The sequence below is a fragment of the Mycolicibacterium austroafricanum genome (genome assembly GCF_902705885.1).
Lineage (GTDB): Bacteria > Actinomycetota > Actinomycetes > Mycobacteriales > Mycobacteriaceae > Mycobacterium > Mycobacterium vanbaalenii_A.
The window spans coordinates 23,539-47,198 of sequence record NZ_CACSIP010000022.1; the positions used below are offsets into that span (position 1 = coordinate 23,539).

Annotated in this window: 22 protein-coding genes; 7 read left to right on the forward strand and 15 right to left on the reverse strand. The window is 68.2% G+C overall.

Going from position 1 to position 23,660, the window contains the following annotated elements; all coding sequences use genetic code 11:
- Positions 1 to 49 precede the first annotated feature (49 nt).
- Genes BEMPMBAN_RS15235 through pheS form a run of 10 tightly spaced genes read right to left on the reverse strand, consistent with a single transcriptional unit; the run spans position 50 to position 11,053 of the window.
- Entirely contained in the window at positions 50 to 1,249 is a 1,200-nt protein-coding gene (locus tag BEMPMBAN_RS15235) for an argininosuccinate synthase (protein ID WP_159231368.1), read from the reverse strand.
- Between the two features lie 25 nt (positions 1,250 to 1,274).
- A complete protein-coding gene (locus BEMPMBAN_RS15240) occupies positions 1,275 to 1,760 on the reverse strand; it encodes an arginine repressor (protein WP_159231371.1) in 486 nt (161 codons plus the stop codon).
- A complete protein-coding gene (gene argF / locus BEMPMBAN_RS15245) occupies positions 1,757 to 2,683 on the reverse strand; it encodes an ornithine carbamoyltransferase (RefSeq protein ID WP_159231373.1) in 927 nt (308 codons plus the stop codon). Before argF ends, BEMPMBAN_RS15240 begins: the two co-directional genes overlap by 4 nt.
- Entirely contained in the window at positions 2,680 to 3,873 is a 1,194-nt protein-coding gene (locus BEMPMBAN_RS15250; protein ID WP_272952239.1) for an acetylornithine transaminase, read from the reverse strand. The genes argF and BEMPMBAN_RS15250 overlap by 4 nt, the downstream gene beginning before the upstream one ends.
- A complete protein-coding gene (gene argB / locus BEMPMBAN_RS15255) occupies positions 3,870 to 4,742 on the reverse strand; it encodes an acetylglutamate kinase (protein WP_159231375.1) in 873 nt (290 codons plus the stop codon). Before argB ends, BEMPMBAN_RS15250 begins: the two co-directional genes overlap by 4 nt.
- A complete protein-coding gene (gene argJ / locus BEMPMBAN_RS15260; RefSeq protein ID WP_159231377.1) occupies positions 4,739 to 5,935 on the reverse strand; it encodes a bifunctional glutamate N-acetyltransferase/amino-acid acetyltransferase ArgJ in 1,197 nt (398 codons plus the stop codon). The genes argB and argJ overlap by 4 nt, the downstream gene beginning before the upstream one ends.
- Positions 5,932 to 6,966 carry an N-acetyl-gamma-glutamyl-phosphate reductase gene (argC, locus tag BEMPMBAN_RS15265; protein WP_159231379.1) on the reverse strand — a complete coding sequence of 345 codons (1,035 nt, stop codon included), beginning with the start codon at positions 6,964 to 6,966 and terminating at the stop codon, positions 5,932 to 5,934. The genes argJ and argC overlap by 4 nt, the downstream gene beginning before the upstream one ends.
- A gap of 40 nt (positions 6,967 to 7,006) precedes the next feature.
- The gene (locus BEMPMBAN_RS15270; protein WP_159231381.1) at positions 7,007 to 7,516 is read right to left on the reverse strand and encodes a GNAT family N-acetyltransferase; all 510 of its coding nucleotides are present in this window, start codon (positions 7,514 to 7,516) and stop codon (positions 7,007 to 7,009) included.
- A gap of 7 nt (positions 7,517 to 7,523) precedes the next feature.
- Complete coding sequence (pheT, locus tag BEMPMBAN_RS15275; RefSeq protein ID WP_159231383.1) at positions 7,524 to 10,010, reverse strand: phenylalanine--tRNA ligase subunit beta; 2,487 nt, start codon at positions 10,008 to 10,010, stop codon at positions 7,524 to 7,526.
- Positions 10,010 to 11,053, reverse strand: coding sequence for a phenylalanine--tRNA ligase subunit alpha (gene pheS, locus BEMPMBAN_RS15280; protein ID WP_159231385.1), 1,044 nt, complete (start codon positions 11,051 to 11,053; stop codon positions 10,010 to 10,012). Before pheS ends, pheT begins: the two co-directional genes overlap by 1 nt.
- A 70-nt stretch (positions 11,054 to 11,123) precedes the next feature.
- On the opposite strand from pheS, the gene BEMPMBAN_RS15285 reads away from it, so the two are divergent.
- Together BEMPMBAN_RS15285 and BEMPMBAN_RS15290 are read left to right on the forward strand one after the other, a co-directional pair.
- Positions 11,124 to 12,707 (forward strand): FMN-binding glutamate synthase family protein, encoded by a 1,584-nt coding sequence (locus tag BEMPMBAN_RS15285; protein ID WP_425294980.1) that lies wholly within the window; start codon positions 11,124 to 11,126, stop codon positions 12,705 to 12,707.
- 246 nt (positions 12,708 to 12,953) lie between these two features.
- Positions 12,954 to 13,280: a hypothetical protein gene (locus tag BEMPMBAN_RS15290; protein ID WP_159231389.1), complete on the forward strand. Its 327-nt coding sequence runs from the start codon at positions 12,954 to 12,956 to the stop codon at positions 13,278 to 13,280.
- Positions 13,281 to 13,469: 189 nt separating this feature from the next.
- Here the strand turns inward: BEMPMBAN_RS15290 and BEMPMBAN_RS15295 are convergent, their stop codons facing one another.
- On the reverse strand, positions 13,470 to 14,282 hold the full coding sequence (locus BEMPMBAN_RS15295) for an adenylate/guanylate cyclase domain-containing protein (protein ID WP_159231491.1): 813 nt from the start codon (positions 14,280 to 14,282) through the stop codon (positions 13,470 to 13,472).
- 209 nt (positions 14,283 to 14,491) lie between these two features.
- Here BEMPMBAN_RS15295 and BEMPMBAN_RS15300 point away from each other — a divergent pair, with 209 nt between their 5' ends.
- From BEMPMBAN_RS15300 to BEMPMBAN_RS15310, 3 genes are read left to right on the forward strand one after another with little or no spacing between them, the layout of a single operon-like run.
- Positions 14,492 to 15,505, forward strand: coding sequence for an oxygenase MpaB family protein (locus BEMPMBAN_RS15300; RefSeq protein WP_200845992.1), 1,014 nt, complete (start codon positions 14,492 to 14,494; stop codon positions 15,503 to 15,505).
- 4 nt (positions 15,506 to 15,509) lie between these two features.
- On the forward strand, positions 15,510 to 16,796 hold the full coding sequence (locus BEMPMBAN_RS15305; protein ID WP_159231391.1) for an acyl-CoA dehydrogenase family protein: 1,287 nt from the start codon (positions 15,510 to 15,512) through the stop codon (positions 16,794 to 16,796).
- 35 nt (positions 16,797 to 16,831) lie between these two features.
- Positions 16,832 to 17,614 (forward strand): SDR family NAD(P)-dependent oxidoreductase, encoded by a 783-nt coding sequence (locus BEMPMBAN_RS15310; protein WP_159231394.1) that lies wholly within the window; start codon positions 16,832 to 16,834, stop codon positions 17,612 to 17,614.
- 30 nt (positions 17,615 to 17,644) lie between these two features.
- Here BEMPMBAN_RS15310 and BEMPMBAN_RS15315 read toward each other — a convergent pair whose 3' ends face one another.
- From BEMPMBAN_RS15315 to infC, 4 genes are read right to left on the reverse strand one after another with little or no spacing between them, the layout of a single operon-like run.
- On the reverse strand, positions 17,645 to 18,388 hold the full coding sequence (locus tag BEMPMBAN_RS15315; protein WP_159231396.1) for a TrmH family RNA methyltransferase: 744 nt from the start codon (positions 18,386 to 18,388) through the stop codon (positions 17,645 to 17,647).
- Positions 18,389 to 18,411: 23 nt separating this feature from the next.
- A complete protein-coding gene (gene rplT, locus BEMPMBAN_RS15320) occupies positions 18,412 to 18,810 on the reverse strand; it encodes a 50S ribosomal protein L20 (RefSeq protein ID WP_159231398.1) in 399 nt (132 codons plus the stop codon).
- A gap of 49 nt (positions 18,811 to 18,859) precedes the next feature.
- On the reverse strand, positions 18,860 to 19,054 hold the full coding sequence (rpmI, locus tag BEMPMBAN_RS15325) for a 50S ribosomal protein L35 (RefSeq protein WP_159231399.1): 195 nt from the start codon (positions 19,052 to 19,054) through the stop codon (positions 18,860 to 18,862).
- A 6-nt stretch (positions 19,055 to 19,060) separates the two neighbouring features.
- Positions 19,061 to 19,672 (reverse strand): translation initiation factor IF-3, encoded by a 612-nt coding sequence (infC, locus tag BEMPMBAN_RS15330; protein WP_159231495.1) that lies wholly within the window; start codon positions 19,670 to 19,672, stop codon positions 19,061 to 19,063.
- Between the two features lie 228 nt (positions 19,673 to 19,900).
- Between infC and BEMPMBAN_RS15335 the strand changes: the two genes are divergently transcribed.
- Together BEMPMBAN_RS15335 and lysX are read left to right on the forward strand one after the other, a co-directional pair.
- Positions 19,901 to 20,260 (forward strand): DUF1844 domain-containing protein, encoded by a 360-nt coding sequence (locus BEMPMBAN_RS15335; RefSeq protein WP_159231401.1) that lies wholly within the window; start codon positions 19,901 to 19,903, stop codon positions 20,258 to 20,260.
- Between the two features lie 61 nt (positions 20,261 to 20,321).
- Positions 20,322 to 23,660: a bifunctional lysylphosphatidylglycerol synthetase/lysine--tRNA ligase LysX gene (lysX, locus tag BEMPMBAN_RS15340; protein WP_159231403.1), complete on the forward strand. Its 3,339-nt coding sequence runs from the start codon at positions 20,322 to 20,324 to the stop codon at positions 23,658 to 23,660.

The window sequence follows — 23,660 nt, forward strand, 5'->3', positions numbered from 1 at the left end:
TTTGTACGCAGTCTGCGGCGCGTTGCTGTGCAAACACGCTCGCTCGCGGTCACTGGCCCAGGTCCCGGCGTGCTGACAGGCTCGAGGAGAGGCCGTGCACGTGCACGAAACCCTTGGCCGCAGACTGATCGAAGGTGTCTCCTTCGTCGTAGGTGGCGAGGTTGAAGTCGTACAGCGACTCCGCACTGCGGCGCCCGTTCACCGCGATGTGGCCGCCGTGCAGCACCAGGCGGATCTCACCGGAGACATGCTCCTGGGTGTGGGCGACGAACGACTCGAGCGCGGTCTTCAGCGGCGAGTACCACAGGCCGTCGTACACCAGCTCGCCCCACTTCTGATCGGTGTTGCGCTTGAACCGGCCGAGTTCGCGCTCCAGCGTGACGTGCTCGAGTTCGGTGTGCGCGGTGATCAGCACCATGGCGCCGGGGGCCTCGTAGATCTCCCGGCTCTTGATCCCGACGAGTCGGTCCTCCACCACGTCGAGCCTGCCGACGCCCTGCGCTCCCCCGCGGCGGTTGAGTTCCTCGATGGCCTCCAGAACCGACACCGCGCGGCCGTCGATGGACACCGGCACGCCCTTGTCGAACCCGACGACCACCTCGTCCGGGCTACTCCAGTTGACGGTGGGATCCTCGGTGTAGTCGTACACGTCCTTGGTGGGCGCGTTCCAGAGATGTTCCAGGAAGCCGGTCTCCACCGCACGGCCCCACACGTTCTGGTCGATGGAGAACGGTGAGCGTTTGGAGACGTTGATCGGGATGGCGTTCTCCTCGGCGAAGGCGATCGCCTTCTCCCGGGTCCACGCGTAGTCGCGGACCGGCGCAAGAACCTCCAGATCGGGTGCCAGCGAGGCGAATCCGACCTCGAAGCGCACCTGGTCGTTGCCCTTGCCGGTGCAGCCGTGCGCCACGATGCCGCCGCCGTGCTCACGCGCGGCCTGAACCAGGTGCTTGACGATCAACGGCCGGCTCAACGCCGACACCAACGGATAGCGGTCCATGTAGAGGGCGTTGGACTGGATCGCCGGAAGGCAGTACCGCTCGGCGAACTCGTCCCGCGCGTCGACCACCACCGCTTCCACGGCACCACAGTCCAGGGCGCGCTGCCGCACGACGTTCATGTCCTCACCGCCCTGCCCGAGGTCGATGGCGACCGCCACCACCTCGCGACCGGTCTCCTTGCCGATCCAGCTGATCGCCACCGAGGTGTCCAGACCGCCGGAATACGCGAGGATGACGCGCTCGGACATAACAAACTCCTTCTTCAGTGTTACTTCAGGCTCGGGAAATGTTCTCGAACGTGGCGGCGAGCTCGGCACCGGTCATCGGTTCGCGGGCGACCACCAAGATGGTGTCGTCGCCCGCGATCGTGCCGACCACGTACGGTAGTGCCGCCCGGTCGATGGCGCTGGCCAGGTAGTGCGCGGCGCCCGGGGGCGTGCGCAGCACGGCGAGGTTGGCGCTGGCGTCGGTGGACACCAGCAGGTCCACGAGCAGACGCGACACCCGTTCGGTGCCACCGGTGACGCCGCGCACCGGGCTGCCGTCCTCGGGCACCACGTAGACGCCCACGCCGCCGTCGGCGCCCCTGAGCTTGACCGCGCCGAGTTCTTCGAGGTCCCGCGACAACGTCGCCTGCGTGACGTCGATTCCCTCGTCGGCCAGCAGCGCCGCCAGCTCGGTCTGGCTGTGTACCGAGCACGCAGACAGCAGCGCGACGATCCGGGCCTGCCGCCCGGCGCGGGTCGCAGCGCTGGTCACGGCGACGCCTCGAGCAACCACACCAGCAACGCCTTCTGCGCGTGCAACCGGTTCTCTGCCTCGTCCCACACCCCGCTCTGCGGGCCGTCGATCACCTCATCGGTGATCTCGTGTCCGCGGTGCGCCGGAAGGCAATGCAGTACAACAGCTTCGGAGTCCGCACGGTCGAGAAGGGCGGCGTTGAGCTGGAAGGGCCGGAACGGGCGGACCCGGTCCAGGCCGTCGTTTTCCTGACCCATCGACGTCCAGGTGTCGGTCACCAGCACATCTGCGCCGGCCGCTGCCGACACCGGGTCATCGGTGAGCGTGACGGTGGCCCCGATCTGCGCCGCGCGCGCCTCGGCGGCGGCGACGAACATCGGGTGCGGCTCGAAACCGCGAGGGGCAGCGATCGTGACGTGCACCCCTGCGGTGACACCACCCAGCATCAGCGAATGCGCCATGTTGTTGGCGCCGTCCCCGAAGTAGGCCAGCCGCAATCCTTTCAGCGCCCCCTTGCGCTCGGCCAGCGTCTGCAGGTCGGCCAGCACCTGGCACGGGTGGAACTCGTCAGACAGCGCGTTGACAATCGGGACGGTCGACCCCGAGCCCATCGCGGTGAGTCGCTCCTGGGCGAAAGTCCGCCACACGATGGCATCGACGTAGCGGGACAGCACCTGCCCGGTGTCCTCGAGCGTCTCCTCCCGGCCCAGCTGGGTGCTGCGACCGTCGACCACCACGGCGTGACCGCCGAGCTGCGCGATGCCCACCTCGAACGAGAACCGGGTGCGCGTCGAATTCTTCTCGAAGATCACCGCCACACCGCGGGGTCCCTCCAGCGGGCGACGGGAGAAGGGGGATGCCTTCAGCTCCGCGGCCAGCGCCAGGACCTCTGCCTGCTCCTCGGGGGTCAGATCGTCGTCGCGCAGGAAATGCCGGGTCATTTGCCCTCCAACTCAGTGCCGGCCTGATCGAGGATGGTGGGAAGCGCGGAGAGGAAACCGTCGACCTGTGCCTCGGTGATCACCAGCGGCGGCGCCAACCTGACAACGTCGGGGGCGGCCGCATTGACCAGGTAACCTGCCTCGCGCGCGGCGGTCTCGACGGGCTTGGCCGCCTCGGCGGTGAGCACGATGCCGAGCAGCAGCCCGCGGCCGCGGACGTGGTCGATCAGCGGATGGTCCAACGCTTCTGCTCCGTGGCTGATGGTCTTGCCCAGCACGTCGGCGCGTTCGACCAGACGCTCGTCGGCGAGCACACCGAGAACCGCCAGCGCGGCGGCGGTGCAGACCGGGTTACCCCCGAAGGTGCTGCCGTGCAGGCCCGGGGTGAGCAGGTCGGCCGTCGCGCCTACCGCCAGGCAGGCGCCGATCGGCAGCCCTCCGCCGAGCCCTTTGGCCAGCGTCACGACATCGGGGGTGACGCCGTCGTGCTGGTGGGCGAAGAAAGCACCGGTGCGCCCCACCCCGGTCTGGACCTCGTCGAGAACCAGCAGCGCGCCGTGCGCGGCGGTGATCTCGCGGGCCCCCGTGAGGTATCCGGCGGGGGGCACGACGACGCCGCCCTCGCCCATGATCGGTTCGAGGAACACCGCCGCGGTGTCGTCGTCGACCGCGCCCGCGAGGGCGTCGAGGTCTCCGTAAGGCACGTGGGTGACGTCTCCGGGCAACGGGGCGAACGGCGCCTGTTTGGACGGCTGGCCGGTCAAAGCGAGCGATCCCATCGTGCGGCCGTGGAATGCGCCTTGCGCGGCAACGAGTTTGGTTCGGCCGGTCAGCCGGGTGATCTTGAAGGCCACCTCGTTGGCTTCGGTGCCGGAATTGCAGAAGAACACCCGGGCGGGAGCGCCGAGGAGCCCGACGAGCGCTTCGGCCAGCGCCACACCCGGTTCGGTCGCATACAGGTTGGAGGTATGCCCCAGCGTGGCCATCTGGCGGGTGACCGCTTCGATGACCGCGGGATGGCCGTGTCCCAGAACGTTGACCGCGATGCCACCCAGGAGATCGACGTAGGACCTGCCATCCACATCGGTGACCACCGCGCCGTCGCCGCTGGCCAGCGCCAACGGCGGGGTGCCGTAGTTGTTCATCATCACCGCCGACCACCGGTCCAGCAGCGGAGTCTGCGCGCTCACGTGCCGACCACCTTTGTGCCGGCGCCGCCGTCGGTAAACAGTTCGACCAACACACAGTGTTCGACGCGGCCGTCGATGACGTGTGCGCTCGGGACACCGCCACCGACCGCGCGCAGGCAGGCTTCGATCTTGGGCACCATGCCCTCCTCCAGGGTCGGAAGTAGTTGTGTCAATGCCGCGGCGTCGATCTCGCTGACCAGTGAGCCGCGATCGGGCCAGTTGGTGTACAGGCCCTCGACGTCGGTGAGCATCAACAGTTTCTCAGCACCGAGCGCCTCGGCGAGCGCCGCCGCCGCGGTGTCGGCGTTGACGTTGTAGACCACGCCGTCGGCGTCGGGGGCGATCGTCGACACGACGGGGATGCGGCCTGCGTCGATGAGGTCCAGCACAGCGTCGGTGTTCACCCGCGCGACGTCACCGACGAGGCCGATGTCGGTGGCGACACCGTCCACGAGCACGGTGCGGCGCACCGCGGTGAACAGTTGCGCGTCCTCACCGGTGATGCCGACGGCGTAGGGGCCGTGCGCGTTGATGAGGTTCACCAACTCCCGGCCCACCTGGCCGAACAGCACCATCCGGGCCACGTCGAGCACCTCGGGAGTGGTGACCCGGAAACCACCCCTGAAATCGCCTGCGATGCCCAGCTTTTTGAGCATGGCACTGATCTGTGGCCCGCCGCCGTGCACTACGACTGGGTGGATACCGCAGTTGCGCAGGAAGACCATGTCGGCCGCGAACGCCACCTTGAGCGTGTCGTCGGTCATCGCGTTTCCGCCGTACTTCACCACGACGATCTTGTCGTGCAGGGCCTTGAGCCACGGCAGCGCCCCGGCGAGCACCGCGGCCTGCTCGGAGGTCGTCGGAGTCATGAGCTGTAGGCCGAGTTCTCTTCGACGTAGGCATGCGAGAGGTCGGTGGTACGGACCTCGGCCGACGCTGATCCGACGCCCAGGGCGACGGTGACCGTGATGTCGTCACCCGACAGGTCGACCTGGCGTGCTCCCGGCGCGCCGGCGCCGTCGACGCAGACCGGGAAGCCGTTGAACGACACGGTGATCCGTTCGGGGTCGAGGTCGACCGGCGCCATACCGACGGCAGCCAGCACGCGTCCCCAGTTGGGATCGGACCCGAACAGCGCGGTCTTGACCAGGCTGTCGCGGGCCACCACCCGCGCCGCGGTGAGCGCGTCGTCCTCGGTGGCCGCGCCGGTGACCTCGATGACGATCCGCTTGGTGACGCCCTCCGCGTCGGCCTGCAGCTGGATGCACAAGTCGTCACACACCTGCAGCACGGCGTCGTCGAGGTCGTCCTGGCTCGGCGTGATCTCGCTGGCACCCGAGGCCAGCAGCAGCACGGTGTCGTTGGTCGAGCAGGACCCGTCGATGTCGAGCCGGTCGAAGGTGCGCGAAGCGGCGTGCTCCAGCGCGCGTTGCAGCGCTGCGACATCGGCGACGGCGTCGGTGGTGATGACGCTGAGCATGGTGGCCAGTGACGGAGCCAACATGCCCGCGCCCTTGGCCATTCCGCCCACGGTCCACTTGTCCTGGTGGTGCAGCGCAGCCTGTTTGGGCACGGTGTCGGTTGTCATGATCGCGCGCGCGGCTTCCTCGCCGCCGGTGAGACCGCCCGCCATCTCGTGCACGATCTCTTTGACGCCGGCCAGCACCTTCTCCATCGGAAGCCTGTCACCGATGAGGCCGGTCGAGCAGACGGCCACCTCGATCGCGCCGGTCTCGGTTCCCCAGTCCGACAGCGCGGCGGCCACCGCCTCCGCAGTCGCGTGGGTGTCCTGGAAACCACCGGGGCCGGTGCAGGCGTTGGCGCCACCGGAGTTGAGGACGACCGCGCGAAGCCGCCCGGCGGTCAGCACCTGCTGAGACCACAGCACCGGCGCGGCTTTGACCTTGTTGCGGGTGAACACCCCCGCGGCGGCGTGGTCGGGCCCCTCGTTGAACACCAGCGCAAGGTCCAGCGCGCCGGACGCCTTGATACCGGCAGCGATCCCGGTCGCGCGGAATCCGGCCGGCGCCGTCACACCCTGGGTGCGCAGCAGCCGGGTCACGGCGCCACCCCCACGATCGACAGTCCGTCGGTTTCGGCCCACCCCAGGGCCAGATTCATCGACTGCACGGCTGCTCCACCGGTGCCTTTCACGAGGTTGTCGATGGCCGCGATCGCGACGAAGGTCGCCGCGTCCTCGTCGACCGCGACTACGAGTTGTGCCGCATTGCTGCCGATCACCGCGCCGGTCTTCGGCAACTGACCGTCGGGCAGCAGGTGAACGAACGGCTCGCCGTCGTAAGCCTTCTCGTACGCGGCCCGCAGCTCCGAGACCGGCGCGGAGGTGCGCGCCGTGCAGGTGGCCAGGATGCCGCGTGAGGTGGGGATCAGCACCGGGGTGAAAGACACGGTGACCTCGCCTGCGGTCACCGCACGCAGCCCCTGGGCGATCTCGGGCGTGTGCCGGTGCGTACCGCCGATGTTGTACGCACGTGCCGATCCGATGACCTCGGCGCCGAGCAGATCCACTTTGGCGGCTCGGCCAGCCCCGGAGGTGCCGCTGACGGCGACAACGGTGACGGCGGGGTCGATCAGGTCGGCGGCGAGCGCAGGCCACAGTGCGAGCAGCGCGGCGGTCGGATAACAACCGGGCACGGCGATGCGCTTGGCATCCCGCAACCGGTCGCGGCCACCGGGCAGTTCCGGCAGTCCGTAGGGCCAGCTGCCGGCATGCGGGGAGCCGTAGAACCGCTCCCAGTCGGCGGAATCGGTGAGCCGGAAGTCGGCACCGCAGTCGATGATCAGGGTGTCCGGTCCCAGTTGCTCGGCCAGCACCGCCGAATGTCCGTGCGGCAGCGCCAGGAACACGACGTCGTGCCCGGCGAGCACGTCGAGTTCGGTGGGCTCCAGCGTCCGCGACGCCAGCGGTAACAGGTGCGGGTGGTGCTCGGCCAGCGTGGTGCCTGCACTCGCGGCCGCCGTGAGTGCCCCGATCGTCAACCCGCCGGAGGCATACGCGGGGTGGCCGAGGAGCAGTCGGAGGATCTCTCCACCGGCATAACCACTGGCACCGGCGACGGCGACTGATGTCATACAGCGATGGTGCATGATTATGCAGGAACTTGCAAACTCATTAACTCGGGACGCCGAATGCCGGGTGAAACGCAACCGTCCCGGCGGGGACACCGTCCTGCAGTGTCAGCGTCAGGACGTTCTCGGGCGGCACCTCCCGCACCACCAGTGACGACGCGTCGCTGGTGAACCCGAACCTGCGGTAGTAGTCGGGGTCGCCGACCACCACGCAACCCCGCGCCCCGATCTCGCGCAGTCGGTCGAACGCCGCCCGCACCAGTGCCGTGCCGATGCCGCTGCGCTGCAGATCGGGCCTCACCGACAACGGGCCGCCGCCGTACCAGCCGCAGTCGGTGTCGCCGTTGATGGAGATCGGCGACACGGCCACGTGGCCGACGACGTGATCACCTTCGTCGACCGCCACCAGTGAGAGCGTCAGATCCCCCGCGGCCCGCAGTGCGTCGATGATGGCGGCTTCGGTCTGCCGACTCTGGGGCACATCGGCGAAAGCCGCCGTGGTCAGCGCGCGAATGGCCCCGGCGTCGGACTCGCGTTCGTTACGGATGATCACCCGGCGCTCAAGACCGCAGCGCGGCGTTGACCCGGCCCGCCGCCTCTGCCACGGCGGCGTCGCGCGCGGCACTGGCCTCCTCCTCGGTGAGGGTGCGATCGGGGGCGCGGAACCGTAGCGCCAGTGCCAGCGATTTGCGCCCCTCACCGACCTGCGGGCCGGTGTAGACATCGAACAGGCGGACGTCCTCGAGCAGCGGTCCCCCACCCGCGCGCACCGCGTCGACGACGCTCTGGGCCGCGACGTCGGCGTCGACCACCAGCGCGACGTCCTGGAACACCGCGGGGAACGGCGACACCAAAGGCGCAGGCAGCGTCTCGGTGATCGGAACGACGTCCAGGTCCAGCTCCAGGGCGCAGCTGCCCTTCGGCAGGCCACAGCGTTCGATCACCGCGGGGTGCAACTGACCGGCGTGGCCCACGGTCGCCGCACCGAGTACCACCTCCGCACAGCGACCCGGATGCCACGGCAGGTGCTGCGCCGGCCGCAGCGTCAACTCCACCCCGCAGGCCCGGCCGATGATGCGCACCGCCTCGAACGCATCGGAGGGATGCACCGGGCGGCCAGGACCCCACGGACCCGCGGGCTCGCGCAGGCCGGCGAGCACTGCGGCGACATGCCGCGGTTGCCGGGGCAGCGACGCGTCCAGAGCCGCGATCTCGTCGTCGGTGGGACGGCGATCATTCGGAATACGCTCGACGGCCCGGGTCTCCGAGGTGGGTATGACCACCTGGGCGATCCCGAACAGTGCGACGTCGGTCGCACCCCTGGACACATTGCGCGCCAACGCCTCGAGCAACCCGGGCAGCAGCGTGGTGGCCAACTCGGGCCGATCGGCCTCCAGCGGGTTGAGCACCCGGGTGGTGCGCCTGCGTTCGTCGTCGGCGGGCAGCCCCCACAGGTCGAAGACGTCGCCGGCGAGGAACGGGGTGGCAAGCACCTCGACGTAGCCGCTGAGCGCCAACGACTTCCCGATCGCCCGACGGCGCTTCTGGTCCGGGGTCAGCCCGCGCCCGGCCGGTGCGGGCGGTAGCACCGACGGGATGACGTCGAGGCCCTCCAGCCGCATCACCTCCTCGACCAGGTCGGCGGGCTGGCGGATGTCGGGGCGCCAACTCGGCGGTGTGGCCGTCAGCCGGTCACCGTCGACGACGACATGGGCACCGATCTGTGTCAGCCTCTTCTGCGCGACACCGGCGGGGTACGACACCCCCGCGGTGCGATCGGGCAGGTCGACGGGCATGCTCACCGGCGGATGTGACCAATTGTCCGCGGGCGGGTCCCCGCGCCAGTCGGTGAGCGTGGGTTCGACTGTGCCGCCGGCTATCTCGGCGAGCAGTGTGGCGCAGCGGTCCAGCGCCGCGACCGACACCGCGGGGTCGACGGTGCGTTCGTAGCGGCGGCCGGCCTCGCTGTGCAGGTGCAGACGCCGCTGGGTGCGCGACACCGCGGCGGGATCCCACACCGCGGCTTCCAGCAGCACGTCGGTGGTGCTGTCGCGGACCTCGGTGGTGCCCGCCCCCATCACGCCGCCGATGGCGGCGGTGGCGGCGTCGTCGACGATCAGCACGTCAGCAGGGTCCAGGCGGCGGTCGACGTCGTCGAGCGTGACGACCGTCTCCCCCGGTTCGGCGAACCGCACTCGGAACCCGCCGGTGATCAGGCCGCGGTCGTGGGCATGCATGGGGTGACCCAGTTCCAGCATCACGTAGTTCGTGACATCCACCGCGGGCGAGATCGCCCGGATGCCACTGAGTAGCAGTCTGCGCTGAATCCACCACGGCGACACGGCCTTCGGGTCGATTCCGGTGACCGGCCGCAAGCCGAAGCGAAGCACGCCGGTGCCGGGCTCGATCGCCACCGGCAGCGCCTCGCCCTCGACGGGCAGCGGCGGGACGTCGGCGGGATCGACGTAGTCGAGGTCGTAGGCGTTGGCGATCTCCCGGGCCAGCCCCCGCACCGACAGGCAGTAGCCGCGGTCCGGGGTGATGGCGAGGTTGAAGACCACGTCGTCGAGGCCGAGCACCTCGGCGGCAGGTGCGCCGGGTTCCGCGGTGCCCGGTGGCAGCACCAGGATGCCGGAGTGGTCGGAGCCCAGGTTGAGTTCCGACACCGAGCAGATCATCCCGTCGGAGGTGCGGCCATAGGTCGTACGGGTGGCGATCGTGAAGTCACCCGGCAGCACGGTGCCCGGTAGCGCCACCACGACCAGGTCACCTACGGCGAAGTTGGTGGCACCACAGACGATGTCGCGCGGCCCCGGTTCTCCGACATCGACCTTGACCGCCCTGATGGGCTTCTTGAACTCGGTGAGTTCCTCGATCTCGGCCACCCGGCCCACCGTCAGCGGACCGCTGACGGGGCCGGCCGGGATGACCTCTTCGACCTCATGGCCGATGCGGATCAGCGTGTGTTCGAGTTCGTCCGGGGACACGTCCCAGCCCGGCGTGCCGGCTCGGACGATTTCGCGCAGCCAGCTGTAGAGAAGGCGCATCAGGCTCCCACCCCGAACGGCAGCGAGAAGCGCACGTCACCCTCGACCATGTCCCGCATGTCGGGGATGCCGTTACGGAACTGCAGGGTGCGCTCCAGGCCCATGCCGAAGGCGAAGCCCGAATACACCTCAGGGTCGATGCCGCAGGCGCGCAACACATTCGGGTTGACCATGCCGCAGCCGCCCCATTCCACCCAACCGGGCCCGCCCTTCTTGTTCGGGAACCAGATGTCAACCTCGGCCGATGGTTCGGTGAACGGGAAGAAGTGCGGCCGGAACCGGGTCCGGCCCTGGGGTCCGAACTCCGAGCGCGCGAAGGCGTCGAGTGTGCCGCGCAGGTTGGCCATCGTGAGGTTCTTGTCCACGGCCAGGCCCTCGATCTGGTGGAACACCGGGGTGTGGGTCGCATCCAGTTCGTCGGTGCGGAAGGTACGCCCGATCGAGATGATGTAGACCGGCAGTTCCCGCTCCAACAGCGCCCGGATCTGCACCGGTGAGGTGTGGGTACGCAACACCTGGCGTGAGCCGTCGGGCGCCACGTGGAACGTGTCCTGCTCGCTGCGGGCAGGGTGGTCCGGCGGGAAGTTCAGCGCATCGAAGTTGAACTGCTCCGTCTCGACCTCGGGTCCCTCGGCCAGTTCCCAGCCCATCGCGACGAAGGTGTCGGCGATCCGCTCGGCGAGGATCGTGATGGGGTGACGCGCGCCGATCGGTTGCCGGGTTGACGGCAGCGTGACGTCGATCCTCTCTGCGACCAGGACCGAGGCGTCCCGCTCCGCGCGCAGCACCGCCAGACGCTCGTCGTAGCCGCGCTGGACATCGGCCCTGACGACGTTGACCCGTTTGCCGGCGTCGGCACGGTCGGCCTTGGGCAGCGACCCCAGGGCCTGGCGCGCCAAGGCGATCGGCGACCGGTCCCCGAGGTGCTCGGTCTTGGCCCGCGCGAGCGCGTCCAGGTCCGATGCCTTGTCGAAGGCATGCCTGGCTGCGCTGACCGCATCGGCCAGCGCATCGTCTGATAGGTCTACTGGCTGCTCAGCCACCCGGCGATCATAGGCGATGGCTTCGGCGTACTTCGCGTGCGTTTGGCAGCCGGCGCGATACCCTCACGCCGTGCTCACCCGGCCCCTCATCGTCGGCGGTGTGTGGGTGCTCGCGATCACGGCCACCACATTGACGGTCACCCGCAGTGCTTGGTGGGCCGTGCTCGCGGTGATCCTGCTGGTGGCGGCCGCGCTGGGAACGTGGGATCTGCTGCAGACGCGGCACACCGTCTTCCGGCTGTATCCGATCCTCGGACGCGCCCGCCCGCTGATGGAGGCGGTCCGCCCGCAGATCCGCCAATACTTCATCGAGTCCAACACCGAGGCCTCACCCTTCGACCGCGAGACCCGCGACATGGTCTACGAGCGGGCCGCCGGCACCAAGGGGGACGAACCGTTCGGCACCGAGCGCGACGTGAACGCCATCGGCTACGAGTTCCTGCGCCACTCACTTCGAGCGCGGTTCGCCGACGACCTCGATCCCCGTGTCCGGCTGGGCGGCACCCGCTGCACCCAGCCCTACGACATCGCGCTTCTGAACGTCTCGGCCATGAGCTTCGGGGCGTTGTCCGCCAATGCAATCGAGGCGCTCAACACGGGAGCCGCCCGCGGGGGCTTCGCCCATGACACCGGTGAGGGTGGGATCAGTCCCTATCACCTCCGCGGCGGTGGAGACCTGATCTGGGAAATCGGTTCCGGATACTTCGGATGCCGGGGCGACGACGGCCGCTTCGATGCCGCGCAGTTCACCGAGAAGGCCCGGCTGCCCTCGGTGAAGGCCGTGTCGGTGAAACTGTCGCAGGGGGCCAAACCGGGTCTCGGTGGGGTGCTGCCCGGCGCCAAGGTCAGCGCGGAGATCGCCGCCACCCGCGGCGTGCCGGTCGGACGAACGGTGATCTCCCCGCCGGCACACAGCGCGTTCGGCACCCCGATCGAGTTCGCGGAGTTCATCGCGACGCTGCGCACACTCTCGGGCGGCAAGCCCGTGGGATTCAAACTCTGCGTCGGGGCGCGCTCTGAGTTCCTGTCGATATGCAAGGGCATCCTGGCCACCGGTCTCGCGCCGGACTTCGTGATCGTCGACGGCGCTGAGGGTGGAACGGGTGCAGCGCCACAGGAATTCGAGGACCACGTCGGCATGCCGTTGACCGATGGACTGATGTTGGTGCACAACAGCCTGGTGGGCACCGGGCTGCGCGACCAGATCAAGATCGGCGCGTCGGGCAAGGTGGCCAGTGGCGTCGACATCGTCAGTCGCGCCTGCCAGGGCGCCGATTTCACGTTGTCGGCGCGGGCGATGATGTTCGCGGTCGGCTGCATCCAAGCGCTGAAGTGCAACACCAACCACTGCCCGACCGGGGTGGCCACTCAGGATCCTGCGCGCACCAGAGCCCTCGATGTCTCCGACAAGAGCACCCGAGTGTTCAACTTCCAACGCGCCACCGTGGCGAGTGCCGCGCAGATCGTGGCGTCGATGGGGCTGGCAGGATTCCACGAACTCTGCCCCGCCATGCTCAACCGCCGCGTGGAGGGCCAGCGTTCCCGCACCTACGCCGAGATCTACGACTGGCTGATGCCCGGCGAGCTGCTCGAGGATCCGCCGGAGTCCTGGCGGTCCGACTGGATCGAAGCCTCCGCCGACGAGTTCCGCTGACCCGCTGCCCACCCGCCGGAACGGTATTCCAGCAGGGCCTCTCTCGGCATTTCGCTGCCGGAATACCGTTCCGGCGGGGCACAAACCGCCGTGTTTCTGCCAGCGAGCGCGCAATTCCTGCCACCGGAATTAAACCCCTGACCTGCTGGTTTAAGCCACCAGAACCACAAGAAAACACCACAAAGCGTCGAAACCGCGAGATTCGCTCCACGGCTCCGATCCGACACAGAGGGAAGAGCACAAACAATGAAGAACATCACCACCACCGCCATCACCGCCGCCACCGCCGCTGGATTCGCCGCCGCCTTCATCGGGCTGGCCGGCCCCGCCGCCGCCGGACCCTGGCCCCCCAAAGCCGCGCCCTCCGGCAACAGCGCAGCGGACACCATCGCCGCACTCGAAGCCGACGGCAACCGCGTCATCGTCAACCGCCAAAGCGCCACCGCACTCGACAACGCCGACGTCGTCTCGGTGCGCCAGGGCCAGCCCATCCGCGAGTACGTCTGGGACGCCCAGGGCGACGACCGCGTCCTGCGGACCACCGGCAACGTCGTCTTCGTCGACGTCAAGTAACCCGCACAGAACAAGGGGCACCTCCATCAGGAGGTGCCCCTTTCTGCTACCGGCGATCGACACCGGAGCACGGTGTCCGCACGCGCTCACCCACTCGCGTCAGGGAGTGAGCTCCTCTTCGCAGATGTCACTGAACACTTTGGCCAGCTACGTGATTCGCCACGCTCAGCCCCGGACGCGGCAAGGACGCTAACCGACCGAGCCATCCTCGGCGGCTACGCCCGCCGACGGCCTACGGGTGCGCAACCGGTACATGGCGAAGTCGGCGGGCACACCCTCTTGCTTGGGGGCGAAGACTTGCTTGCGCAGCTTTTTCGCCGTCACCCCGAGGTCGTCCAACTCCTCTGGCGAAATCCGCTGCAGGGTCGCCTCCGAGACGATGAGCTCGCCCCGGGTGGCGCGTTCCATCACCCGCGCGGCCAGGTTCACGTCGATCCCGAGCCAGTCCGAGCCGAGCCGCTGCGGACGTCCGGTGTGGATTCCCACCCGCATTCGTGGTGTGTAGCCCTCCACCTCAACGGATTTGAGCGCCTCCCGAGCGACGAGCGACGCGCGCACCGCAGTGGCGGGCTCGGCGAACACCGCCATGATCCCGTCGCCCATGCGCTTGACGATGTGACCGCCCGACTCGAGAAGCGGTGGTTCCACCACCTGGGCGACCCGACGCAGCAGTTTGAGCGTGGCTCCGTCACCGGCACCGAGCGAGAACGCCGAGAAGCCGACAAGGTCGGTGAACACCAATGTCACCTCGGCGTTGGCGGGCCGACCCGAGACCCGTTCGGTCAGCGCCTGCCAGACCTGAAGGGCGCCGAGGCTGACCTCGCGGGACACCGCTTCACGTTCGAGGATGCGGTCGGCGGCCCGAGCGGCCGCTCGCGGTCCTCCGACACCGTCCACCGACAACGGATCGCCGAACTCCGGGTCGCCGGGCAACGCGCGGCGCGCTCGCCTGAGCAACGAGATGATGCTGGGACTGTGGTTGGCGTCCCTGAGCCAGCCCATCGGCCCTGACGAGCCCCCGCCCACGTGTTCACCCGGCGGCTCGTCGTCCACACCGCCTACCCTAATCCAGCCCGGACGGCGGCATAAACGGGCAGGTCACGACAGTGTGGCAGCGCGGTGCCGCGTCAGTAACACTGTTGCGGTCCGCCCGCGGAATCGTAGACAACGATTGTTGTCACGCCTATCGTGATGAAGTGCGATCAATGGCGATGGCTACGACGGCAAACAGCACTCCCCTGGGTCCTGACTCACTGACGTGGAAGTACTTCGGTGACGTCCGGACCGGCATGCTCGGCGTCTGGATCGGCGCGATCCAGAACATGTACCCGGACCTCGGCGCCGGCGTCGAGGACCATTCGATCCTGTTGCGCGAACCCCTGCAGCGCGTTGCGCGTTCGGTGTACCCGATCATGGGCGTGGTCTACGACGGCGATCGGGCCGCACAGACCGGAGCGCAGATCAAGAGCTACCACAAGACCATCAAGGGTGTCGACGCCGCCGGAAAGCGTTATCACGCACTCGATCCCGAGACGTTCTACTGGGCGCACGCGACCTTCTTCATGCTGATCATCAAGACCGCAGAGTATTTCTGCGGCGGGTTGACCGAGGCCGAGAAGCGCCAGCTGTTCGACGAGCACGTCCAGTGGTATCGGATGTACGGGATGAGCATGCGGCCGGTTCCGGAATCCTGGGAAGCGTTCCAGGACTACTGGGACCGCACATGCCGTGACGAGCTCGAGATGAACCAAGCCACGATGGACATCTTCTCCATCCGGATCCCCAAACCTTGGTTCGTGATGATGCCGACACCGCTGTGGGACCAGATGTTCAAACCGATGGTCGGGGCACAGCGATGGATCGCGGCAGGACTTTTTGATCCGGCAGTGCGCGAACGGGCCGGGATGCGCTGGACGGCCGGTGACGAAGTGCTGCTGCGGCTGTTCGGCAAGATGGTCGAGTTCGCGTTCGTCGCGGTGCCTCACGAGGTGCGGCTTCATCCGCGGGCGGTCGCCGCCTACCGACGCGCCCAGGGCCGGGCCCCGGCGGATGCTCCGCTGGTCGAGGCCCCGGCGTTCATGGCGCCCCCGCGGGATCACCGGGACAATGCCGTGCACTACGTGCCCCCGCAGAAGTCGCTGCTCGACCGCGTCGGCTCACTTGTGCACACGACGTTTTCACTTGCTGGTATCCGCCCCGCGCGTGGTCGCGGTAAGGCAGCCTGAACACATGCTCGAATGGTCTGACGTCGATATCGCCGTGCGCGACGCCGTGCGCGAGTTCGTCGACAAGGAGATCCGCCCGCACGTCGACGCGCTCGAGAGCGGCGAGATGGAGCCCTACCCCATCATCCGCAAGCTCTTCGCCACCTTCGGGATCGCCGACATGGCGCGTGACTCGCTGAACAAGCGCCTCGCGCGACTGCGGGACGGCCACGGTGCCGCGACGGACAAGCCCTCCTCCGGAGGCATGTTCGGCGGCGACGGCGGCTCGGCGGGAATGGGTTTCGTGGTGGTCAGTGAGCTGTGCCGGGTGTCGATGGGAGTCGTCACCGGGATGGGCGTGAGTTTGGGGCTCACCGTGCCGACGATCATGGGGCGCGGCACCCTGGCCCAGCAGGAACGCTGGCTTCCCGATCTGGTCACCTACGACAAGGTCGGCGCGTGGGCGATCACCGAACCCGACTCGGGCTCGGACGCCTTCGGCGGCATGAAGTCCTATGTGGTGCGCGACGGCGACGACTACATTCTCAACGGCCAGAAAACGTTCATCACCAACGGTCCGGACGCCGACGTCGTGGTGGTGTACGCGAAGCTGAATGAGAATGATGCAGGATCAGGGTCCTCGCGCGAGCGCTCGTCCACCTCAAATCAGCGCGACCGCAAAGTGCTGACGTTCGTCCTCGACCGAGGGATGGACGGCTTCGTCCAGTCGAAACCGTTCCGCAAGATGGGCATTCACTCGTCCCGCACCGGGGAACTGTTCTTCAACGACGTCCGACTCGGCCGCGACCGCCTGCTCGGTGAGACCGAAGGTGACAGCGCCGACGGCAAGGACTCGGGCCGCGACAGCGCCCGCTCCAACTTCTCCGCCGAGCGCATCGGGGTGGCGGCGATGGCGCTCGGCGTGATCGAGGAGTGTCTGCGGCTGTGCGTCGACTACGCCAAGACCCGCACCCTGTGGGGCAGGGAGATCGGTCAGTTCCAGCTGATCCAGCTCAAACTCGCCAACATGGAGGTCGCGCGGATGAACGTGCGCAACATGCTGTTCCGGGTCATCGAGGCGGCGCAGACGGGAACCGCCATCTCGCTGGCGCAGGCATCGGCGATCAAATGGTACTGCTCGCAGGCGGCAACCGACGTCGCGATGGAGGCGGTGCAGGTGTTCGGCGGCAACGGCTACATGACCGAGTACCGGGTCGAGCAACTCGCCCGCGACGCCAAATCGCTGATGATCTACGCGGGCAGCAACGAGGTGCAGATCACGCACGTAGCCAGGGGTCTGCTGAGCGACTAGCCTCGAAGGCTCGCCTACTAGCGCAGGAGCGACAGGTGGACTTCAACAACAGCACCGTACTGATCACCGGCTCGAGCGGCGGGATCGGTGAGGAATTCGCCGTTCAGTTCGCCCGCCGCGGCGCGAACCTGATACTGGTCGCGCGGCGGGCAGACAAGCTGGCCGCGTTGCGAGACGGGCTGGTAGCCGAGCATCCGGGGATCGTCGTCGACGTCATCGCCGCCGACCTGGCGGTTCCCGGGTCGGGGGCCGAACTGGAGAACAGCGTGCAGGCCCTCGGGCGGACCGTCGACGTGCTGGTCAACAATGCCGGCGTCGGACTGCACGGGAACTTCGTCGATCAGGACCCTGAGGCCAATGCCGGCCAGATCCAATTGAACTGCGGCACACTGGTCGACCTTACTGCGCGTTTCCTGCCGCCGATGACAGGACGGCGACACGGGCTGGTGCTCAACGTGGCCTCGACCGCGGGGTTCCAGCCCACTCCCGGAATGGCTGTCTACGGAGCGACCAAGGCGTTCGTGCTGTCCTACACCGAAGCGCTCTGGCAGGAGTGCAGGGGCACCGGGGTGAGGGTGCTCGCGCTGTGCCCCGGAGCGACGGAGACCGAATTCTTCGCCCGCACCGGAGAAGAGTTCCTGACCGACGGCCGGCAGACCTCCGAGCAGGTCGTCGACACCGCCTTCGCCGCCCTCGACGGCTCCTCCCCGACCGTGGTCTCCGGCTGGCGCAACAGGCTGCTGGCCTCCGGATACCGGGTGACGCCCAGAAAGCTGATGCTCACCGTGTCCGAGCGACTCCTCAAATCAAACACGTAGCTACGGGCTTGGATCGACGGTCGGTCCCGTTCACCGCCGGGCTGCGCGTGCGCTCTCGTAGAGGCAGATCGCAGCCGCCGCAGCGACGTTGAGGCTTTCGGCGCTGCCGGACATCGGGATCCGCACCCCCGCCGTCGCCAAGTCGACGATCTCGGGAGGAAGGCCGTGGGCTTCTGGCCCGAACAGCCACGCCGTCGGAACGGACAGATCGGCGTCATCGAGGCTGAGCTGACCGTCGAGCAGTGTCGCCAAGACCTGCATCCCGGCGTCCTTCACCTGCGTGACGACGCCGATCGCGTCGGGATCGCTGATCACCGGGATCGAGAAGATGCTTCCGGCCGACGCGCGTAGGCACTTGCCGTTGTAGGGGTCGACACTGTGCCCGGCAAGCACCACGGCGTCGGCGCCCATCGCATCGGCGACCCGGATCACGGTGCCCGCGTTTCCGGGCTCGGAGACGCCCACCGGCACCGCGACCAGCGTCGCCCCGCCGCTGAGCACCTCACCGAGGTCGACGTCGGGAATCGAGCACACCGCCACCAGCCCGACGGGGGTCACCGTGTCCGACAACGCTTTTGCGGCACGTTCGGTGACCAGGTGGACCGGCGCGTCGGCCAGCAGGGCACTGAAACGTGCGGCGGCGCTCTCGGTGGCGAACACCTCCGAGACGACTCCGCGCCGCAACGCGGCCTCGACGAGGTTGGGACCCTCGGCGAGGAAGCGTGCGGCGCGGCGGCGTCCGATGTGACGGTGCAGCTTGGCTGCCGCCGTCACTCGGGCAGAACGCTCGGTGAGGGTCAGGCAGCCTCGCCTGCGTCGGATGACGGCGCATTCACATCGGCGGGCAGTGCGGCCTTGGCGACCTCCACCAGCGCGGTGAAGGCGGCGGCGTCGCTGACTGCGAGCTCGGCGAGGTTCTTGCGGTCCACCTCGACTCCGGCGGCCTTGAGCCCCTGGATCAGTCGGTTGTAGGTGATGTCGTTGGCGCGGGCCGCCGCATTGATGCGCGAGATCCACAACTTGCGGAACTCGCCCTTGCGGGCACGCCGGTCACGGTAGGCATAGGTCAACGAATGCAGCTGCTGCTCTTTGGCCTTCCGGTACAGCCGGGACCGCTGGCCGCGGTATCCCTTGGAGGCCTTGAGGATCGTGCGCCGCTTCTTTTGCGCGTTGACTGCGCGCTTCACGCGTGCCATGGGGGTCTTCCTATCTCATTCGGGTCAGGTTCAGGCTCGGCCGAAAAGGTCAGCCGTTCAGCAGCTTCGCGATGCGCTTCTTGTCGTTGGCGGCCACCTCGGTGCGGCCCTCGAGCCGGCGGGTGCGCTTGCTCGACTTGTGCTCGAGCAGGTGCCTACGGTTGGCCTTCTGGCGCACGATCTTGCCTGTTCCGGTGCGGCGGAAACGCTTGGAAGCGCCGCTGTGGGTCTTGGCCTTGGGCATGATTCCTCAGTTCTGCTGGGTGGTGTCTGGGTTGGCGGTGGACTGCGCTGGGCCAGGCCGTTGGGCCGGGCCGTCCGCATCCTGCGCCGCCTTGGCGCGAGTCTTCGCGCCGCGGTGCGGTGCCAGCACCATCGTCATGTTGCGGCCGTCCTGCTTGGCGGACGTCTCGACGAAGCCGTAATCGGCGACGTCGGCGCCCAGGCGTTGCAGGAGCCGATAGCCCAGTTCGGGCCGTGACTGCTCACGTCCGCGGAACATGATCGTCACCTTGACCTTCGAGCCCGCCTCCAGGAAGCGGATCACGTGACCCTTTTTGGTTTCGTAGTCGTGCGGGTCGATCTTGGGACGCAGCTTCTGTTCCTTGACGACGGTCTGCTGCTGGTTCTTGCGAGACTCGCGTGCCTTCTGGGCCGTCTCGTACTTGAACTTGCCGTAGTCCATGATCTTGCAGACTGGCGGCTTGGCGTCCGGTGCTACTTCGACGAGATCGAGATCGGCATCCGCGGCGACGCGGAGTGCATCTTCGATGCGCACGATGCCTACCTGTTCACCGCCCGGTCCGATCAGGCGAACTTCAGGTACGCGGATGCGCTCGTTGACGCGGGTCTCAGTGCTGATGGGGCCTCCTAGTTGTCCTCAGGAGCCCCCCACGCCGCAGCACTCTGCCCCAAAGAACAGATAAGCCCTGCTCATCGCAGGGCCCAGTGCCGACCAGCACAGACATCACCGATGTCTGTGACCGGACCGCTGTACCTTCGAATGAATCGGTGGCCAGCGGTGGGAGTGGGACTCCACTTACTGTCCCTGGCGTCAGCCGGGACGGTCGCGCGTGCAAGTCTAGCAGGCATGACCGATGATCCAACACGCGCTGCAGAGCCCGGCCCCCCGGCGCGCGAACTCGCCGACATCCCCGCCGTCGAGGTCATCACGCGCGCCGCGGTGATGTTGATGAGCGCGGCCGCCGAGAAGCTGGGCCTGTCGGAGGCGGATCCGGACGAGAGCCCCTACCGCGATCTCGACGAGGCCCGCCGGCTGATCACCGCCCTGGCCGGACTGGTCACGGCGTCGGCCGAGTATCTGGGGCCGCACGCCGGACCGGTGCGCGACGGACTCAAAGGCCTGCAACTGGCGTTCCGCGAGGCCAGCGCCGCGCCCGAGGAACCCGGACACGGGCCGGGAGAGAAGTACACCGGCCCGGTCTGGTGACCCACTCGGCGAAGTCGAACATCCGTACAGGTCGTCTGACGAGCGAATATCCTCGCGCCCTATGACCTCAACGATCCCCGCGAGGGTGCGCGCGACGTCCGGCGTCGGCTGGGTGCCGGCGGCGGCCGGCTGGATCGTCGGTGTCATCGCGACGCTGTCCCTGGTGGCGAGCATCTCGCCGCTGGTCCGGTCGGTGATCCGGGTGCCGCGGGAGTTCGTCAACGATTACATCTTCAACTTCCCGGACACCAGCTTCGCGTGGGCGTTCGTGCTGGCGCTGCTGGCCGCCGCGCTGGCGGCCCGCAAACGCATCGCCTGGTGGATCCTGGTGCTGTACATGGTCGCCGCCATCGTGGTGAACATCGGCGACCTGGTCACCGGCGACGAGTCGGTGATCGAGGAACTCGGCGAGATCATCGGCCTGGTCTTCCACGTCGCCGCCATCGCCTTCCTGGTGCTGGCTCGAGGCCAGTTCTGGGCCAGGGTCAGGCGCGGCGCGTTGATCAAGGCCACCGCGACACTGCTCGCGGGTATGGCAGTGGGAATCCTGATCGGCTGGCTGCTGCTGGAGCTGTTCCCCGGCACGCTCGAACGCGGCTACCGGTTGCTCTACGCCGCCAACCGCGTCGCCGCATTCGCCGGTCTCGACGCCGCGGCGTTCGACGGGCAGCAACCGCACGGATTGGTCAACGCGGCACTCGGACTGTTCGGTGCGCTCGCGTTGATGGCAGCGGCGATCGTGCTGTTCCAGTCGCAACGTGCCGACAACGCGCTCACCGGTGAGGACGAGTCCGCCATCCGTGGGCTGCTGGAGTTGTACGGCAAGAACGACTCGTTGGGATACTTCGCCACCCGCCGCGACAAGGCGGTGGTGTACGCCCCGAACGGCCGCGCCGCCATCACCTACCGCGTCGAGGTCGGCGTGTGCCTGGCCAGCGGCGATCCGGTCGGCGATCCGAAAGCGTGGCCACAGGCCATCGACGCCTGGCTGCAGTTGTGTCAGACCTTCGGGTGGGCGCCGGGGGTGATGGGCGCCAGTTCGACAGCGGCACAGGCGTTCCGTGCGGCCGGGCTCAACGCCCTGCAGCTCGGCGACGAGGCGATCCTGCACCCCGACAACTTCCGACTGTCCGGGCCCGACATGCGGGCGGTGCGCCAAGCGGTGACCCGCGCGCGGCGCGCCGGGGCCGGGGTGCGGATCCGCCGACACCGCGACATCGACGCCGGCGAGATGGCGCAGGTGGTCCAACGGGCCGACGCGTGGCGCGACACCGACGACGAGCGGGGCTTCTCGATGGCGCTGGGCCGGCTCGGTGACCCCGCCGACGGGGAGTGCCTGCTGGTGGAGGCTGTGCAGGGAGGCAGTGACCAGGTGGTCGCGATGCTGTCGCTGGTGCCGTGGGGCAGCAACGGAGCGTCCCTGGATCTGATGCGACGTTCACCCCAATCCCCCAATGGCACAATCGAATTGATGGTCAGCGAGCTGTGCATGCAGGCCGAGGACATCGGGGTGACCCGCATCTCCTTGAACTTCGCGATGTTCCGCTCGGCGTTCGAGCAGGGTGCCCAGTTGGGCGCGGGCCCGGTGGCGCGGTTGTGGCGCTGGCTGCTGGTGTTCTTCTCGCGCTGGTGGCAACTGGAGACGCTGTACCGGTCGAACATGAAATACCAGCCCGAGTGGGTGCCACGGTTCGCCTGTTACGAAGACGCCCGGCTGGTGCCCCGCGTCGGTGTGGCCTCGGTGATCGCGGAAGGCTTTCTGACGCTGCCGTTTTCGCGACGACACGAACAGCCTCACACCGGCCACCACATCACCGCGCCGGGGGTGCTTGTGGACACCGGTCTGTTGCACAGCGACGGCACCGCACCCGACGCCCGCCTGCAGGCCGATCTGCCTGCCGACGACGACCAGCCCCGGCTGCCCGAGCAGGTCCGGGTGCGGATGGCCAAACTCAAGGCCCTGCAGAACGCCGGTGTCGACGCCTACCCGGTGGGCCGGCCGCCCAGCCACACCGTCGGGCAGGCGCTGGCCTGCCCGGAGGGCGCCGAGGTGACGGTGGCGGGCCGGGTGCTGCGGCTGCGCGACTACGGCGGCGTGCTGTTCGCCCAGTTGCGGGACTGGTCCGGGGAGGCCCAACTGCTGTTCGACAACGCAATGCTCTCCGAGGGCAGCACCGCCGACGTCACCCGCACGATCGACCTGGGCGACCTCATCGAGGTGTCGGGAACCATGGGACGCAGCCGCTCCGGCGCCTGGTCGGTACTGGTGACCCGGTGGCGTCTCAACGGCAAGTGCCTGCGGCCGCTACCCGACAAATGGAAGGGGCTGACCGACCAGGAGGCGCGGGTGCGGGCCCGCTACGTCGACCTCGCCGTCAACACCGACGCCCGCGAGCTCGTCAAGGCGCGCAGCGCGGTCCTGCACGCGATCCGCGAAACCCTTGTCGCCAAAGACTTCCTGGAAGTCGAGACACCGATCCTGCAGCAGATCCACGGCGGCGCCAACGCCCGGCCGTTCCTCACCCACATCAACGCCTACGACCTCGACCTGTATCTGCGGATCGCGCCGGAGCTGTATCTGAAGCGACTGTGTGTCGGTGGGGTCGAGCGGGTCTTCGAGTTGGGCCGCGCCTTCCGCAACGAGGGCGTCGACTTCAGCCACAACCCCGAGTTCACGCTGCTGGAGGCCTATCAGGCACACGCTGACTACACCGTGTGGATTGACGGTTGCCGTGAGCTGATCCAGAACGCCGCGCAGGCCGCCAACGGTGCGCACGTGTTCCTCCGGCCCCGCCTCAACAACGCAGGCGCGACATCCTTTGAACAGGTCGACATCTCCGGCCAGTGGGCGGTCAAGACCGTGCACGGCGCGGTGTCGGAGGCACTGGGTGAGGAGATCGGCCCGGACACCGATCTCGCCACCCTCAGGCGGCTGTGCGACGCTGCCGGGATCCCCTACCTCACCCACTGGGATTCGGGCGCGGTGGTGCTCGAACTCTACGAGCGCCTGGTCGAGGACCGCACCACCGAACCCACGTTCTACAAAGACTTCCCGACGTCGGTGTCCCCGTTGACGCGCCCGCACCGCAGCATTGAAGGGATTGCCGAGCGTTGGGACCTGGTCGCCTGGGGCGTCGAGCTCGGCACCGCCTACAGCGAGCTGACCGATCCCGTCGAGCAGCGCCGCCGACTGCAGGAGCAGTCACTGCTGGCGTCCGGCGGCGATCCCGAGGCGATGGAGCTCGACGAGGACTTCCTGCAGGCCATGGAATACGCCATGCCGCCGACCGGCGGCCTGGGTATGGGCGTGGACCGCGTCGTCATGCTGATCACCGGTCGTAGCATCCGTGAGACGCTGCCTTTCCCGCTGGCCAAACCGCGTCAGGCCGCCCCGGAGTAG

Coding starts and splice junctions, on each gene's coding strand:
- BEMPMBAN_RS15235 (WP_159231368.1), bottom strand. CDS start 1,249: ATGTCCGAGCGCGTCATCCTCGCGTATTCCGGCGGTCTGGACACCTCG.
- argF (WP_159231373.1), bottom strand. CDS start 2,683: ATGACCCGGCATTTCCTGCGCGACGACGATCTGACCCCCGAGGAGCAG.
- argB (WP_159231375.1), bottom strand. CDS start 4,742: ATGACTCCGACGACCTCCGAGCAGGCCGCGGTGCTCGCCGGGGCGCTG.
- argC (WP_159231379.1), bottom strand. CDS start 6,966: ATGACATCAGTCGCCGTCGCCGGTGCCAGTGGTTATGCCGGTGGAGAG.
- pheT (WP_159231383.1), bottom strand. CDS start 10,010: ATGCGCCTTCTCTACAGCTGGCTGCGCGAAATCGTCCGAGCCGGCACG.
- BEMPMBAN_RS15290 (WP_159231389.1), top strand. CDS start 12,954: ATGAAGAACATCACCACCACCGCCATCACCGCCGCCACCGCCGCTGGA.
- BEMPMBAN_RS15295 (WP_159231491.1), bottom strand. CDS start 14,282: ATGGGCTGGCTCAGGGACGCCAACCACAGTCCCAGCATCATCTCGTTG.
- BEMPMBAN_RS15300 (WP_200845992.1), top strand. CDS start 14,492: ATGGCTACGACGGCAAACAGCACTCCCCTGGGTCCTGACTCACTGACG.
- BEMPMBAN_RS15305 (WP_159231391.1), top strand. CDS start 15,510: ATGCTCGAATGGTCTGACGTCGATATCGCCGTGCGCGACGCCGTGCGC.
- rplT (WP_159231398.1), bottom strand. CDS start 18,810: ATGGCACGCGTGAAGCGCGCAGTCAACGCGCAAAAGAAGCGGCGCACG.
- rpmI (WP_159231399.1), bottom strand. CDS start 19,054: ATGCCCAAGGCCAAGACCCACAGCGGCGCTTCCAAGCGTTTCCGCCGC.
- BEMPMBAN_RS15335 (WP_159231401.1), top strand. CDS start 19,901: ATGACCGATGATCCAACACGCGCTGCAGAGCCCGGCCCCCCGGCGCGC.
- lysX (WP_159231403.1), top strand. CDS start 20,322: ATGACCTCAACGATCCCCGCGAGGGTGCGCGCGACGTCCGGCGTCGGC.